This window comes from Dokdonia pacifica (assembly GCF_900188275.1).
In the GTDB taxonomy this organism is placed as follows: Bacteria; Bacteroidota; Bacteroidia; order Flavobacteriales; family Flavobacteriaceae; genus Dokdonia; species Dokdonia pacifica.
The window spans coordinates 1,395,961-1,410,578 of record NZ_FZNY01000001.1 but is presented as its reverse complement, the minus strand read 5'-3'; the positions used below and the strand labels follow the sequence as shown (position 1 = coordinate 1,410,578).

Annotated in this window: 12 protein-coding genes; 6 read left to right on the top strand and 6 right to left on the bottom strand. The window is 34.5% G+C overall.

From position 1 onward, the window contains the following. On the bottom strand, positions 1-810 hold the full coding sequence (locus tag CHB80_RS06300; RefSeq protein ID WP_089370563.1) for a glycogen/starch synthase: 810 nt from the start codon (positions 808-810) through the stop codon (positions 1-3). A gap of 95 nt (positions 811-905) precedes the next feature. On the opposite strand from CHB80_RS06300, the gene panC reads away from it, so the two are divergent. The 5 genes from panC (at position 906) to radA (ending at position 5,851) form a co-directional block, all read left to right on the top strand. Beyond that, positions 906-1,754: a pantoate--beta-alanine ligase gene (panC, locus tag CHB80_RS06295; protein ID WP_089370562.1), complete on the top strand. Its 849-nt coding sequence runs from the start codon at positions 906-908 to the stop codon at positions 1,752-1,754. Positions 1,755-1,773: 19 nt separating this feature from the next. Next, on the top strand, positions 1,774-2,124 hold the full coding sequence (panD, locus tag CHB80_RS06290; RefSeq protein ID WP_089370561.1) for an aspartate 1-decarboxylase: 351 nt from the start codon (positions 1,774-1,776) through the stop codon (positions 2,122-2,124). Positions 2,125-2,127: 3 nt separating this feature from the next. Then, positions 2,128-3,090: a lysylphosphatidylglycerol synthase transmembrane domain-containing protein gene (locus CHB80_RS06285; protein ID WP_229746902.1), complete on the top strand. Its 963-nt coding sequence runs from the start codon at positions 2,128-2,130 to the stop codon at positions 3,088-3,090. A 40-nt stretch (positions 3,091-3,130) separates the two neighbouring features. Beyond that, the gene (locus tag CHB80_RS06280; protein WP_089370560.1) at positions 3,131-4,279 is read left to right on the top strand and encodes an alpha/beta hydrolase; all 1,149 of its coding nucleotides are present in this window, start codon (positions 3,131-3,133) and stop codon (positions 4,277-4,279) included. A gap of 201 nt (positions 4,280-4,480) precedes the next feature. Next, a complete protein-coding gene (gene radA / locus CHB80_RS06275) occupies positions 4,481-5,851 on the top strand; it encodes a DNA repair protein RadA (RefSeq protein WP_089370559.1) in 1,371 nt (456 codons plus the stop codon). Between the two features lie 13 nt (positions 5,852-5,864). Here the strand turns inward: radA and CHB80_RS06270 are convergent, their stop codons facing one another. From CHB80_RS06270 to CHB80_RS06250, 5 genes are all read right to left on the bottom strand, one after another. Then, on the bottom strand, positions 5,865-7,325 hold the full coding sequence (locus CHB80_RS06270) for a hypothetical protein (protein WP_089370558.1): 1,461 nt from the start codon (positions 7,323-7,325) through the stop codon (positions 5,865-5,867). A gap of 349 nt (positions 7,326-7,674) precedes the next feature. Beyond that, positions 7,675-8,709: an aldo/keto reductase gene (locus CHB80_RS06265; protein ID WP_089370557.1), complete on the bottom strand. Its 1,035-nt coding sequence runs from the start codon at positions 8,707-8,709 to the stop codon at positions 7,675-7,677. 45 nt (positions 8,710-8,754) lie between these two features. Next, positions 8,755-9,165: a hypothetical protein gene (locus tag CHB80_RS06260; protein ID WP_089370556.1), complete on the bottom strand. Its 411-nt coding sequence runs from the start codon at positions 9,163-9,165 to the stop codon at positions 8,755-8,757. Positions 9,166-9,184: 19 nt separating this feature from the next. Further along, positions 9,185-10,168 carry an OmpA/MotB family protein gene (locus CHB80_RS06255; protein WP_089370555.1) on the bottom strand — a complete coding sequence of 328 codons (984 nt, stop codon included), beginning with the start codon at positions 10,166-10,168 and terminating at the stop codon, positions 9,185-9,187. A gap of 38 nt (positions 10,169-10,206) precedes the next feature. Then, positions 10,207-10,971 (bottom strand): exodeoxyribonuclease III, encoded by a 765-nt coding sequence (locus CHB80_RS06250; RefSeq protein ID WP_089370554.1) that lies wholly within the window; start codon positions 10,969-10,971, stop codon positions 10,207-10,209. Positions 10,972-11,168: 197 nt separating this feature from the next. On the opposite strand from CHB80_RS06250, the gene CHB80_RS06245 reads away from it, so the two are divergent. Beyond that, positions 11,169-14,606 (top strand): hypothetical protein, encoded by a 3,438-nt coding sequence (locus tag CHB80_RS06245; protein WP_089370553.1) that lies wholly within the window; start codon positions 11,169-11,171, stop codon positions 14,604-14,606. The last annotated feature ends 12 nt before the right edge of the window (positions 14,607-14,618 follow it).

The window sequence follows — 14,618 nt, the reverse complement described above, 5'->3', positions numbered from 1 at the left end:
TTACTCTAGTACTTTAGTGGTATAAAATTCTTCGTACGCTTGTGGAAATTCCTCTTTCTTTTTATACGATAAAACAGGAATCTTAGATGTGTTAAGTATTTTAGCCAAGTCTTCGTTTAGTTCTGGAGATCCAACGATAGCAGCATCAGAATTTTTCACTACTACTTTCATAAGGTTCTCGTATGTAGGATCTTGTAATTCTGAAATACTTTCTGTGTCTACACCATCAAAAGCAATTTTATTAATCATTTCTTTATTTAATGATCCTTCAAAGCCTTGGTTATAAATAGACGTAACTATTTTACTTTGACTAAAAAGAGGTTCACTAGCATAATATTGCTTAAGATATAATGGTAGTAAGGATGCCAACCATCCATGTACATGAATGATATCTGGCGACCAATTTAACTTCTTTACCGTTTCAACAACGCCTTTTGCAAAGAAAATAGCACGTTCATCGTTGTCAGGAAAAAGATTTCCATCTTCATCTGTAAACGTTGCTTTTCTTTTAAAGTATTCTTCATTATCAATAAAGTATACCTGTATGCGTTCTTTAGGAATAGAAGCGACTTTTATAATGAGAGGCATGTCAAAGTCATTAATAACTAGATTCATCCCTGATAGCCTTATTACTTCATGCAGCTGATGTCTACGCTCATTGATATTACCATAACGAGGCATAAAAATGCGTATTTGACCCCCCTTTGAATTCACCATTTGAGGAGCTTCAAACGACATAGAGGCAATTTCGGTCTCTGGTAAATAGGGAATAACTTCAGATGACACGTACAATATCCTCTTATCTTTCATATGTATAATGTTGATTTAAAAACACGCAAAAATACTAAATTTTATGCAATCTGCCTTTAATATAGTAAGTTTGCAGACGTTAATTTTTTAATAAAGTGAACTTAAAAAAAACAAAAACTGAAATAGCTAAATATGTTTCAGAGAAAAGAAAGCAAAAATCTACCATAGGCTTTGTCCCAACAATGGGAGCTTTACATCAAGGACACGCATCACTTATTGAGTTTGGTTTAAAACGTCACGATTATATAATTGTAAGTATTTTTGTGAATCCCACACAATTTAATAATGTTTCAGATTTAGAAAAATACCCTCGTACTTTAGATGAAGACGCCTCATTTTTAGACAAATACAAAGAAAGTGTTTGTATTTATGCCCCTACACCTCAAGAAGTGTATGGAGATAAAGTCGTATCAAAGCAATACAATTTTAATGGCATAGAAACTGTCATGGAAGGTACTCATAGGCCTGGACATTTTGATGGTGTCGGAACCGTTCTAAATCATTTATTTAGACAAGTAAATCCTGACGAAGCATTTTTTGGAGAAAAAGATTTCCAACAATTACTTATTGTAAAAAAACTTGTAGAAATTGAAAAATTACCACTAAAAATTACTGGATGCCCTATTCATAGACAAGAAAATGGCTTGGCAATGAGTAGTCGTAATGCCAGATTAACACCTCAACAATTAGAAGAAGCTACTTTTATTTACAAAATACTCCGCCAAGTGAAAGAGGATTTTAAAACCAAAAGTGCTCACACGCTTAGAGCTTGGGTGACTACTCAATTTGAAAACAATCCTCATCTTAGGTTAGAGTATTTTGAAATCTCTAATATAAAGAATCTAAAACCGCTTTCGCGAAAGCGTACCCATCAAAAGTATCGCGCTTTTATTGCTGCTTTTTCAGGAGAAATACGTCTCATAGACAATATGGCTATTAACTAAAATACCTATCTTTGCCCCCATGTTAGTAAATGTTGTAAAATCTAAAATTCACCGTGTTAAAGTAACAGGAGCTGAATTACACTATATAGGAAGTATTACCATTGATGAAGATCTTATGGATGCTGCAAATATTATAGAGGGAGAACGTGTCCAAATTGTAAATGTTACTAATGGAGAGCGTCTAGAAACCTATGCAATTCCTGGGCCTAGAAAAAGTGGAGAGATTACCTTAAATGGTGCTGCTGCAAGAAAAGTAGCCAAAGGAGATATCTTAATCTTAATCGTGTATGCATTTATGGATTTTGATGAAGCAAAAAAATTCAAACCTACACTCTGTTTTCCAGACGAAAGCACAAACCTATTAAAATAACTTGTGGCTTATAAACAAGCTATAAAAACACTCAAAATTATACTCCCACTCGCACTGGGAGTTTTTTTAATGTGGTACTGGCTTGGAGGAATGACACCTCAAGATAGAATTGACTTGTGGGATACTATTAAAAATGCAAACCCTCTCTGGATTTTAATTTCCTTTATATTTTCTATCCTAAGTCATATGTCAAGAGCCTATCGCTGGAAGTTTATGCTAGAACCTATGGGGTATAAACCTAAATTTGGTAATAGTCTAGCTGCTGTAATGACAGGTTATTTTGCAAATACCTTTGTACTACGATCGGGAGAAGTTTTACGTGCAGTCTCTATAAAACGCACAGATGACATTCCTTTTGAAAAAGCATTTGGAACTATAGTTTCAGAACGTATTGCAGATCTTGTAATGTTACTATTAATTATGATCATTGCAGTGGTGTTACAATCTACAGCACTCATTGACTTATTTAATAAAGAAACAAATCTTATTTCTTCTATCATAAGTCTTGCTGTTCTTCTAATAATAGGAATTATAGGGCTACGTATTTTAAAAAAATCATCACATCCATTTATTATTAAAATTCGTGAGTTTGGTTTAGGAATCTTAGAAGGTGTAAAGAGCATTTTATCTATGAAAAAAAATGCAGCTTTTATCTTTCATACACTTTTTATTTGGGCAATGTATATTGCCATGTTTTGGATCGTAACACTTACAGTACCTGGATTAAAAGGAGTTTCTATAGGCGTTACACTAACCGCTTTTGTAATAGGCGCTTTCTCAATGAGTGCAACAAATGCAGGTATGGGCTTATATCCATTGGCAATGGCGGGCATATTTACATTTTTTGGATACACAAATGCAGATGGAGATGCCTTTGGATCTATTATCTGGGGAACACAAACCATTTTTAATATTCTCATAGGTGGTATTTGCGCTCTTTATGTATTTGTAATACGTCGCAGATAAAATTTTGTATTTTAGGGCACTTATTAAAATAACAGCCCTAATGAAATCACTATTTTTTTCAGTTTTATTTCTATGTCTTTCGTTTGTATGCACAGCACAAACACAGTATGAAGAAATATCTTCTATAAAACTAGACGAAACACGCCAACTTAAAATACAATTGCCTCGCAATTACGAGTCTAATGTTGAAAAAACATATCCTGTCATTGTTGTACTAGATGGGGATTATTTATTTGAACCTGTAGCAGGTAATGTAGACTATTACAGCTATTGGGAAGAAATGCCAGAAGTCATTGTTGTTGGAATTAATCAGGTAGATACAAGAGATAGCGATACTTATTATGATGATGTAAGTTACTTACCTGTAGACGAAGGCGCTGCTTTTTTTGAATTTATAGGATTAGAGTTAATGCCATGGCTTGATGAAAAATACCGTACGAATCAATTTAGAATGGTCGTAGGTCATGACCTTACTGCAAATTTTATGAATTATTACCTTATGAAGAGTCCTGCACTCTTTCAAGGATACGTATCATTAAGTCCTGACCTAGCGCCAGAAATGGAAACTCGTCTTGTGGCAAGACTAGGTGCAACAGAGCAAAAAATATTTTACTATTTAGCTACTGCTACAGAAGACATACGTGTTTTACGAGAAACCATAGAACCTTTAAACAGTCAAATAAAGTTAGTTTCAAATTCAAACTTAAAATATTATTACGATAATTTTGAAGGAGCAACACACTACTCTCTCGTAGGAAGAGCCATTCCTAAGGCAATTGAAGAAATTTTTTCTATATACCGCCCTATTAGCAAAAAAGAATACAAAGAAGTACTTCTAAAACTAGACGGTTCTCCTTATGATTACCTTATAGACAAATACACTACGGTAAAGCAGCTTTTCGGACTAGATGATGCTATGCGAGTTAATGATATTATTGCTGTAGGAAAGGCGTTAGAAAAAAAATCAAATTGGGAAGGCATGGAACAATTAGGGCAACTAGCCAGAAAACAATACCCTGATACCATGTTAGGTAATTATTACCTTGCCTTATCTTTTGAAAAATCTGGAGAACCTAAAAAAGCAATGCGTACATATCAAAATGCATATTTACTAGAAGAAATATCTTTTTTAACCAAGGATTTAATGCTTGACAAAGCAGATCAGATTAAAGCAGATTTTGGTTATTAAGACGTAATAAAACGTATTAAAACAAAAGAGAGCAGTTACTAAGTAACTGCTCTTTTGCATAATATTCAATCCCCCAATCAAATATTTTATCAAAACACGACATGTTTTTTGACTGAGACAAATATAAGGCGTCCTTATTATCAAAAAGCACGTATTTCTACCTATTTTTATTAGTATTTTAGCTTAAAGCGAAATTTAACAATGGCCAAAACAAAAACAACTTTCTTCTGTCAAAACTGCGGAACACAACACGCCAAGTGGCAAGGACAGTGTCATGCCTGTAAAGAATGGAATACTATTGTTGAAGAAGTCATCCAAAAGGAAGACAAAAAGGATTGGAAACAGGATACCGCTTTCGCGAAAGCAAATACCCGTACCAATAAACCATTAAAAATAAATGAAATTACCGCCTCTGCCGAAAAAAGATTAGACACAAAAAACGGCGAACTCAATCGTGTTTTGGGAGGAGGATTAGTACCTGGCTCCTTAACACTATTAGGAGGAGAACCTGGTATTGGAAAAAGTACACTCTGCCTTCAAATTTCTTTAAACCTTCCCTATAAAACACTATATGTTTCTGGAGAAGAAAGTCAGCAACAAATTAAAATGAGAGCAGATCGGATCCATCCAGATAGTGATCAATGCTATATTCTTGCAGAGACAAAAACACAAAATATCTTTAGACATATTTCAGAGATACAACCCGATATTGTCATTATAGATTCTATACAAACGTTACACACCAATCACATAGAAAGTAGCCCTGGAAGCATTTCCCAAATACGAGAGACCACTTCAGAGCTCATCAAATATGCAAAAGAAACCGCAACACCTGTTATCTTAATTGGTCATATCACTAAAGATGGAAATATTGCTGGGCCAAAAATTTTAGAGCATATGGTAGATACTGTTCTCCAGTTTGAAGGAGATCGTAATCACGTATATCGAATTTTAAGAGCCCATAAAAACCGTTTTGGGAGCACCAATGAATTAGGTATTTATGAAATGCAAGGAAGCGGTTTGCGAGAAGTATCAAACCCTAGTGAGATTTTAATATCAAAAAACGATGAAGATTTAAGTGGTACCGCTATCGCTGCAACTTTAGAAGGCTTACGACCTCTCATGATTGAAATCCAAGCATTAGTAAGTACTGCTGTCTATGGAACACCTCAACGTAGTGCCACAGGTTATAATGTAAAACGTCTCAATATGCTATTGGCGGTTTTAGAAAAAAGAGCTGGTTTCAAATTAGGTGCAAAAGATGTATTCTTAAATGTTACTGGAGGAATTTCTGTAGACGACCCAGCCATTGATCTTGCTGTGATCGCAGCGGTGTTATCTAGTAATGTAGATATTGCCATAGACAAATCATTATGCCTTGCTGCCGAAATTGGCCTTGCTGGAGAAGTACGTCCAGTTACACGAGTAGAGCAACGCATCCATGAAGCCGAAAAATTAGGGTTTAGAGGAATTATTGTCTCTAAATACTGTAAAATTCCAAATCATGACTATAAGATTTCCATCATTAAAGTAGCTAAAGTACACGATGTCGTAAGGCATTTATTTGGATAAATGTCTCCTCTTCTCAATGAATCTCTTTTGTCAGATACTCAGGAAGAAGCTTTCCCTTTTCTTTAAGTACGGTTCTGTCAAATTCTAATCCTGCATTTTTATCTAGATTATAGCGTAGATTCCCATATAAATAAAACATGAGTAATCTATTATAATCATCAAGTGCTGGATCACCAATCGCACTAACAATGATATTTTCAAAAGCAGTTAGATCTTCACTCTCTGCAATTGCACGCCCCAACCTACTTATATTCCCATAATAATGGTTTTTACTAGGATTATTCACTCTTAACGTCATTCCTAATAACAAATCTGGAACATTGATATTAAGAACTTCTAATTCTTTTATATAGGTATGGCGCTGTTGCCACGCATAACTTCCATCAGAAGCCCTCTCAAAGCGATCATTCATAATATTAAGATGTGCTCTCAAAAACACATCCCAATTGTAACTCTCTGCAGATAATTGTGAAATATTCATCGCATGAATTCTTGGACTATTATCCATACTACATGACCCCACTACAATTCTATTTCTTTTTAATTCTAATGTTTTTGCTTTTGACAGATATTCACCAATATATCTTTCTATCTCATCATTAGAATTTCCATGTTCTACCGCTTCTTCATACGTCTGATTTAACAATTGTATAAATTGAGGGTCTTCAGATAAATAGGAAGTTATATGTTCTTTCTTTTTTGCTTCATAAGCAACAAGTGCTTTACTATATTTTTTATAATTAGTATCGCCGTTTTTTAGTTCATAATCTTCCCATTTTGGAGGTTTTACGCTTAACTTACTATTTACAAAATCAAAAAATCTTTTTTGTTTCTGCTTCTTAAGTGTATCTTTTTCTTCATACCCATCCCAACTTCTTGATGTATTTTTTTTAAAAACAGTCGTTGTAGAATCTATTAAGCATTCTGAATATTGCACCATTCTTTTATACGTATCTGGCAATGCAACACTCTTAAAATTATCTTCTAAATAAATAACCTTGAGGCGGTCTTTTCGAGTAAAATCTACGATCCAAGAACCAAATTGTGCATCTATCCAATTATCTTCTAAAATACGCACAGAATTCTCTCCTGGGTACTCATCTAATCGAACATATTTTTTCTTTTCATACCTATTGGTATACGATGATTTTACGATTAAAGAAAGTGGTTTTTTATCTGTTTTATATTTTGAAATAAAAGCCTCTAAAGAGATATTATTTTTTAGGTCTTTTTTTAACATACTTCTATATGCTTTTCCTAATTCAAAAACATAACCCTTTGTTTGTAATGTAGACGTAAAATTTTTAGTGATATCACAAGTCCTAAACTCTTCATTCTTATCTCCCACAATTTCTGAAAGTTTAGAAATAGCTGTAGGCGAATAAATCAGTCCATTTTTATATTCTTTAAACTCTCCTTGTGAATACACTTGACAAATAAAAAAGCAACATACTAATAGATACACGTTTCTCATAATTGGCTTATTTTAATATAAATGTAGTATTCAGACTATAGGATGTAAACAAGAATTGAGCCAATGATTGACATGAATGAGTAAACTATACTTTATAACGAGTAAACACAATATATTATTTGATGTAAACTTATTTATCAGAAATATATAACGAAGCTATTCCTAATCTAACACCCTAATTTAAATCGTTTTAAAAAACCTACATACGCTATAAAATTATAGAGAAGTTTTTATACGCTTTCGCGAAAGCGTAAACTAGAATAATCTAAATTTAAGACCTATTTTAAGCCAAAAGCCTGTATTAGAAATCTAATACAGGCTTTTATATTTTCAACGTATTTTACAACAGTTATGGCGCAGGATTCGGAATAGCTGCGTGTACCTCTTCGATAGCATTTAGTACCTCTTCAGATAATTTGACATCAATACTACCAATGTTTTCTGTAAGCTGTTCTACAGAAGTAGCTCCTATGATATTTGCCGTCACAAAAGGTCTTGTATTTACATAAGCAAGTGACATTTGTGTCAAACTTAACCCATGAGTATCTGCAATGGCCTTATAACGTCTGGTTGCTTCAAATGAGTTTTCATTATGATATCTTGCATAATTTGGGAATAAGGTAACTCTCGCATTTGGAGGATATCCATCAAGGTATTTTCCAGTTAACTGTCCAAAACCAAGAGGAGAATACGGTAAGTGACCTACTTCTTCTCTATGCATAATCTCTGTAAGTCCTACCTCATCTTTTCTATTTAGTAAACTATATGGATTCTGTACCGTAATCATTTTAGGGGCTCCTTTACGCGCTTCTTCTAGATATCTTGACAATCCATAAGGTGTTTCATTAGAGAGTCCGACATTTCTAATCTTCCCAGTTTTAATCAATCCATCTAGGTCTTCTAAGATTTGAGCAAAGTTATCTTCCCAAGCATCATCATCATTAGGTGTATATCCCAATTGACCAAAAAAGTTAGTCGGTCGTTCTGGCCAATGCAACTGGTATAAATCAATGTAATCTGTCCCGAGACGCTCTAAACTTTTATTGACCGCATCTTCCAATTCATGTTTTGCAAATCCACCGGTACGGATGTGTTTTGTAAACTCGGCAGGGCCTGCAATTTTAGAAGCAATGACTACTTGATCGCGTTTTCCTGTTTTCTTTAGCCAGCTTCCTATGATACGTTCTGTGCTTCCATAGGTTTCTGCACGTGCATTAGGCACACTGTATAGCTCTGCAGTATCAATAAAATTAACACCTTGTGATATGGCATAATCTAATTGTGCATGCCCTTCGGCTTCGGTATTTTGTTCTCCCCAAGTCATAGAACCTAGGCATATTTTTGAGACTTTAATGTCTGTGTTTGGTAAGTGGGTGTATTTCATTTTTCTTTTTCCGCAGCAACGGTTTTTTAATTACAACTAGATTATTTAATCTAGCACTATTTCATATTTTTCTACAAAATTATCATCATTTAACCAGATTAGCAAAAACTCACTATCTATGCTAAAATAACCTCTCTCTGGTCCTAAATAATAGATCATATCGTGATCTGGTTGATAAAAATAACAGTCTTCGTCTGGCATACCTAGAAGAGTAATCATCTGCCATACCGGTAAGTCATCTATTATTTTTTTACTTACAAGATCATCTATCATTTCTATTCGGCTTTCTTGATCGGCTTTCCAAATACTAGATGAGAATTCTTTCTCAACAAAATGATTACCCATTGTATTTATGAATAATAAAAAAACTAATAAAGACACAGATACTAATGCGATAAGGCTATAAGAAAGAATACGCAGGAACTCCTTAATGGTCAAATCCATATATTCTTTCATTGTCTCATTATTTAATCACTTAATCTATATCTTGTAATAACGCAGTGACTTCATCAAGTTTTGGTGTTAAAATCACTTCGATACGTCTATTTTTCGCTTTGTTTTCGGCAGTATCATTAGGAGCTACGGGCGCATATTCTCCACGACCTGCGGCCGTTAAGTTTTTTGGATCTATACTTTTATTTTCTCGTAATATATTGACAATGGCTGTGGCTCTTTTTGCTGACAAGTCCCAGTTTCCTTTTAAGTTTCCACTTCCAGAATAAGGTACATTATCAGTATGTCCTTCTATCAATACCGCAATATCGGGGTTGTCTCCTAATACATTTCCTAATTGCTTTACGGCTGTTCTTCCGTTTGCTCCAACGGTCCAGCTCCCGCTATCAAAAAGGAGTTTGTTTTCTAAAGACACATAGACTTTCCCATCTCTTTGCTCTACAGTAAGTCCTTTCCCTTCAAAATCTGTAAGTGCTTTTGATATCGCATCTTTTAGGTTTCGTAAGTTGGCATCTTTTGCTGCAATTACAGCTTCTAATTCATCAATACGATTAGAGCGATCTGCAAGGTCTTTTTGTAATTGCTCTAGTCGTTTGCGCTCTGCTTCCAAAGCTTCTTTATTTGCGGCAAGAGCTGCTTGTTTTACTTCTAACTCTGCAAGGAGTTCTCTATTTTTCTTTGAATTTGCTGCAATACTTGCACTACTATTCGCTTCCAAAGCATCGTAAGAGGCTTGCAAAGCTGCTAACTGTGCTTGCGCACTTTCATAATTAGTTTTATACGTAGCCAAAGAAGATTTTGCGGCATCGAGTTCTACCGAAGCTGCGTCATAATCTGCAGTCAGCTTAGCTAAGTCTTTTTTCGCGGAAGCGAGATCACTTGACAGATTACGATTTTCTTTACGAAGTCGTGCATATTTTGACTCAAGGTCTTCAAAGACTTTTTTTGAAACACAAGAATTTAAGGTAATTCCAGCAAGGCACAGGAGTAGGACTTTCTTTATCATTAGGTATTCTCAATTTTTGGGTTATTATTGTTTTTGATTTATGGGAGTGATAATTCAACCATATGCGGACAATGATCACTATGCATAGCGTCTTTTAAAATAACAGCGCGTGCAATTTTATCTTTTAAAGGGACACTTACCATATTGTAATCGATACGCCATCCTTTATTATTTGCTCTGGCATTGGCACGATAGCTCCACCAAGTATAATTATCAGGTTCTTTATTTAAGTGACGGAAAGAATCTACAAAACCACTTTTCATAAAATTACCAATCCATTCTCGCTCTACAGGTAAAAATCCACTTGTATTTTTATTGCGTATTGGGTCGTGTATATCTATGGCTTCGTGACAGATATTGTAATCCCCTCCTATCACAAGATTTGGATATTCTTTTGTTAAGTCAGAAATATACGATTGGAATAAATCCATGTATTCTAGCTTATGATCTAAACGAGCGCTATTGGTACCTGATGGTAAATACAGACTCATTACAGATACGTTATCAAAGTCTACGCGGATGTTACGACCTTCAAAATCCATAGATTCTATGCCTGTACCATACTCGACATGATTGGGTTTTTGCTTGGTTAAAATAGCCACTCCGCTATAGCCTTTTTTTTGTGCACTAAACCAATAATGGTGATATCCTAATGCTTCAAAAACAGCCACATCTACTTGATCTACAGTTGCTTTTGTCTCTTGAATTAGGACAACATCTGGGTTTGTAGCTTGTAGCCAAGTATCAAATCCTTTTCGGAGTGCGGCACGAATACCGTTTACATTGTAAGAAATAATTTTCACACGTTTAAATTTTAATAGTTATTTAATATAATACTTATAAAATTGAGAACGTGTCTAACCACTGCGTTCTCGCATTAAAAATGTTAAAATGCTAATTTATAAAAGTAGTGAACATATCAAGTTAAAAAGGCTATAAAGTTTACCTTTGATTTGTAATACCCACAAAATATTTTTAATACAAGAGAGTTCTAGTTATAATGCGGAATCTTTACTTTTTGTTTTTCTTCTTATGCGCAGCTACACTTGTAGCTCAAGAGGTACGCACCAAAAGAATTCCTTTACGAGATTCCATACAATTAGATTCGGTTAGTATCAACCCTTCTTTGTTTAAAATCACAACACGAGAAGGTGCTACGTTAGATAGTACAAAATATACGATTGATTATCCCAATAGTTTGCTTTCGCTTAAAGCGAAAGAAACCATCCCTACAGACACTTTAGTGATCACCTACAGGGTATATCCCAATTTTCTTACTCGAAAATATGTGCAATTTGATAAGAAACGTATTGTTAGTAGCTCTGGGAATTTAGATCGTCTTACCAATCTAAGAAATCAAAAAAAACGAAAAGGTTTTACACCCTTTAATGGTTTAAATACAAGTGGTAGTATTGTACGAGGTGTCACGGTAGGAAGCAATCAAAATAGCACTGTAAATTCTGAATTAGATTTACAATTAAGTGGAAAACTAAGTGATAAAGTTACGCTACGAGCTTCTATACAGGACGCTAATATCCCTAGTCAGGAAGGTGGTTTTTCTCAAAATTTAGATGAGTTTGATCAAATATTTATTGAGCTTTTTAGTGACAATTGGAATATTCGAGCAGGAGATATTAATCTTCAAGACACCGAATCTTATTACGGACAGTTTACTAAAAAAATACAGGGCTTGTCTTTACGTGGAGACATTAACCATTCTGAAGATAGTAAGACAAACCTATTTGCAACAGGCGCTCTAGTAAGAGGAGTTTTTAATACTAGTGTATTTACTGGGCAAGAAGGAAATCAAGGGCCTTATAAACTTACAGGGCCTAATGGCGAACTTTTCGTTTTGATTGTGTCTGGAAGTGAGGCTGTATATGTAAATGGAATTCTTCTGGAACGTGGCGAAGCAAAAGATTATATCATTGATTATAATGCAGGTGAGATTCGTTTTAATTCTACATTTCCCATCACCAGTGAGATGCGTATTACGGTAGATTATCAGTTTAGTGAGCGCAATTTTACTCGTTTTGTGGCGTATGGAGGTGGTAGCTTTCGCGAAAGCGATACTTTTAAGATTGCCGCACAAGTGTATTCTGAATCTGATGCCAAAAACCAACCTTTACAGCAAACACTTAGTGAGGCTCAAGTCGCTGTACTTGCCAATGCTGGTGACGATCCAAACCAAATGGTTGCTCAAAGTGCCGTGCCAGACACCTTTAGTGATAATAAAGTTTTATACCGTCAGATTACTGTAAATGGTGTAGATGTATTTGAATTTAGTACCGATCCCGAAGAAGAACTATTTAATGTTCGATTTACAAATGTAGGACCTAATCAAGGTGATTATATTTTAAGCACCACTAATACATTACGACGCACTTTTGAATATGTCGCCCCTATTGATGGGGTTTCTCAAGGCTCTTTTGCTCCTCAAATTAGACTTTTTGCGCCTACCTTATTACAGCTTGCTATTGTTAATGGAAGTTATACCCCTTCAGAAAAAACAGCTATTTCTTTTGAAGCTGCGGGAAGTAAAAATGACTTAAATCTTTTTTCTAATCTCGATGATGATGATAACAATGCATTTGCAACACATATCAATGCAAAACAGCAATTGTTTAAAAAAGACAGCACTGCTACATTGGAGGCTTTTGGAAAATGGGATTATATTCAAGAAAGTTTTACCAATGTTGAAGGTTTATATAATGTAGAGTTTAACCGTGATTGGAATATAGACACAGGGCTTCAAAACACTAATGGAAATGGACTTATTATAACAGGAAATCAAAGTTTTTTGACCACAGGCTTACGATATCAGAATAATAAACTAGGCTCTATCATATATAGTTTTGAAAATCTAGATTTTAATACTACGTATTCAGGAACGAGGCATTCAGTTGCAAGTACTATTCATTCTAAAAAAGTAAAAGGAGCTATTACAGGAAGTATCTTAAATACAAACGACCTGAATGTGACTTCCAACTTCTCCAAATTATACAGTAGTGCAGTATATGATCTTAAAAAAGCTTGGGTAGGAGGTAAATTTTATACGGAAGATAATGTGAGAATAACAAAGGCAAATGATTCTATTACTCCCGACAGTCAGCGATTTCAACTATATGAAGGTTTTGTGGGTGTGGGTGATAGTACAAATGTCTATATAGAGGCGGGCTACCGGTATCGAATCAATGATAGTTTACGAGCAAATAGCATACAACGCGTAAATACCTCAAATACTTATTTTTTAAAATCTCAACTGGTAAAGAATAAAAAAACCAATTTGTCTCTTTTTGTAAACTATAGAACCTTGGCGTTTGAAGATACTGCTATAGAAACTCAAAATTCATTAAACTCAAGATTATTATATGATCAGCGCTTTGCAAAAGACATTATCAGACTTAATACTGTTTTTGAAACCAATAGCGGCACTCAACCACAACAGGAGTTTACATTTATTGCGGTAGATGAAGGACAGGGTACACATACTTGGAATGATTTTAATGGGGATGGTATTCAGCAATTAGAAGAATTTGATCTTGCTCAGTTTCAAGATCAAGCCGATTTTATACGTGTCTTATTACCTAATCAAATTTTCCTACAGACACATCAGAATAAATTAAGTAGCCAATTAACGATTAATCCTCAACAATGGAATGGCCAGAAGGGATTTAAGAAGGTTTTATCACACTTTTACAACCAAACCAACTACAGTATAGACAGAAGGGCTTTGCGCGAAGGAGAAAGCTTTACAATCAATCCATTTGAAGCCGATGAAAATGAAATAGGATTAGGTTTGAATTTTCGTAATGCATTTACCTTTAATCGCGGAAAACAAAACTATACCACAACGTATAGTTATATTTCTAATCAATCTACTAATTTACTTTCAACCGGGCTTCAGGATAACGAATTAGAAACACATCAAATTAATTTTTTACATAAAATAAAAGAGAGTTGGCTTTTTAATTTTAAAGGAGAAACTGGAACAACAAAAAGTGTTGCAGAAAATTTTCCATCTAGAAATTTTAGTATTGACAATACCAATGCAAATCCTAAGATTTCATACCTCATAAGTAAGACTTCTAGGGTATCTTTATTTTACACATATCAAGATAAAAAGAACACCAATGGAGGACTAGAAGCGCTACAGCAAAATAGTTTTGGCACTTCTTTTGCGATAGCAGATGGTGAGAAGCTATCTCTTATGGGAGAATTTAATTATATAGACAATCAATTTGAAGGAAGTGCTTTTAGTCCTGTTGCGTATCAGATACTAGAAGGTTTGCAACCAGGTACCAATTTTACATGGAACCTAATTGCTCAAAAAAGATTGACTAAATTTTTAGATTTAAACATCTCCTATTTTGGTAGAAAAAGTGAAGATTCTAGAACCATACACACAGGAAATATTCAATTAAAAGCGTTATTCTAAAATTTTTACGAC

Excerpts from the sequence above, each read along its gene's own strand:
- CHB80_RS06300 (WP_089370563.1), bottom strand. The coding sequence starts at position 810 with ATGAAAGATAAGAGGATATTGTACGTGTCATCTGAAGTTATTCCCTAT.
- panD (WP_089370561.1), top strand. The coding sequence starts at position 1,774 with ATGTTAGTAAATGTTGTAAAATCTAAAATTCACCGTGTTAAAGTAACA.
- CHB80_RS06280 (WP_089370560.1), top strand. The coding sequence starts at position 3,131 with ATGAAATCACTATTTTTTTCAGTTTTATTTCTATGTCTTTCGTTTGTA.
- radA (WP_089370559.1), top strand. The coding sequence starts at position 4,481 with ATGGCCAAAACAAAAACAACTTTCTTCTGTCAAAACTGCGGAACACAA.
- CHB80_RS06270 (WP_089370558.1), bottom strand. The coding sequence starts at position 7,325 with ATGAGAAACGTGTATCTATTAGTATGTTGCTTTTTTATTTGTCAAGTG.
- CHB80_RS06265 (WP_089370557.1), bottom strand. The coding sequence starts at position 8,709 with ATGAAATACACCCACTTACCAAACACAGACATTAAAGTCTCAAAAATA.
- CHB80_RS06260 (WP_089370556.1), bottom strand. The coding sequence starts at position 9,165 with ATGAAAGAATATATGGATTTGACCATTAAGGAGTTCCTGCGTATTCTT.
- CHB80_RS06255 (WP_089370555.1), bottom strand. The coding sequence starts at position 10,168 with ATGATAAAGAAAGTCCTACTCCTGTGCCTTGCTGGAATTACCTTAAAT.
- CHB80_RS06245 (WP_089370553.1), top strand. The coding sequence starts at position 11,169 with ATGCGGAATCTTTACTTTTTGTTTTTCTTCTTATGCGCAGCTACACTT.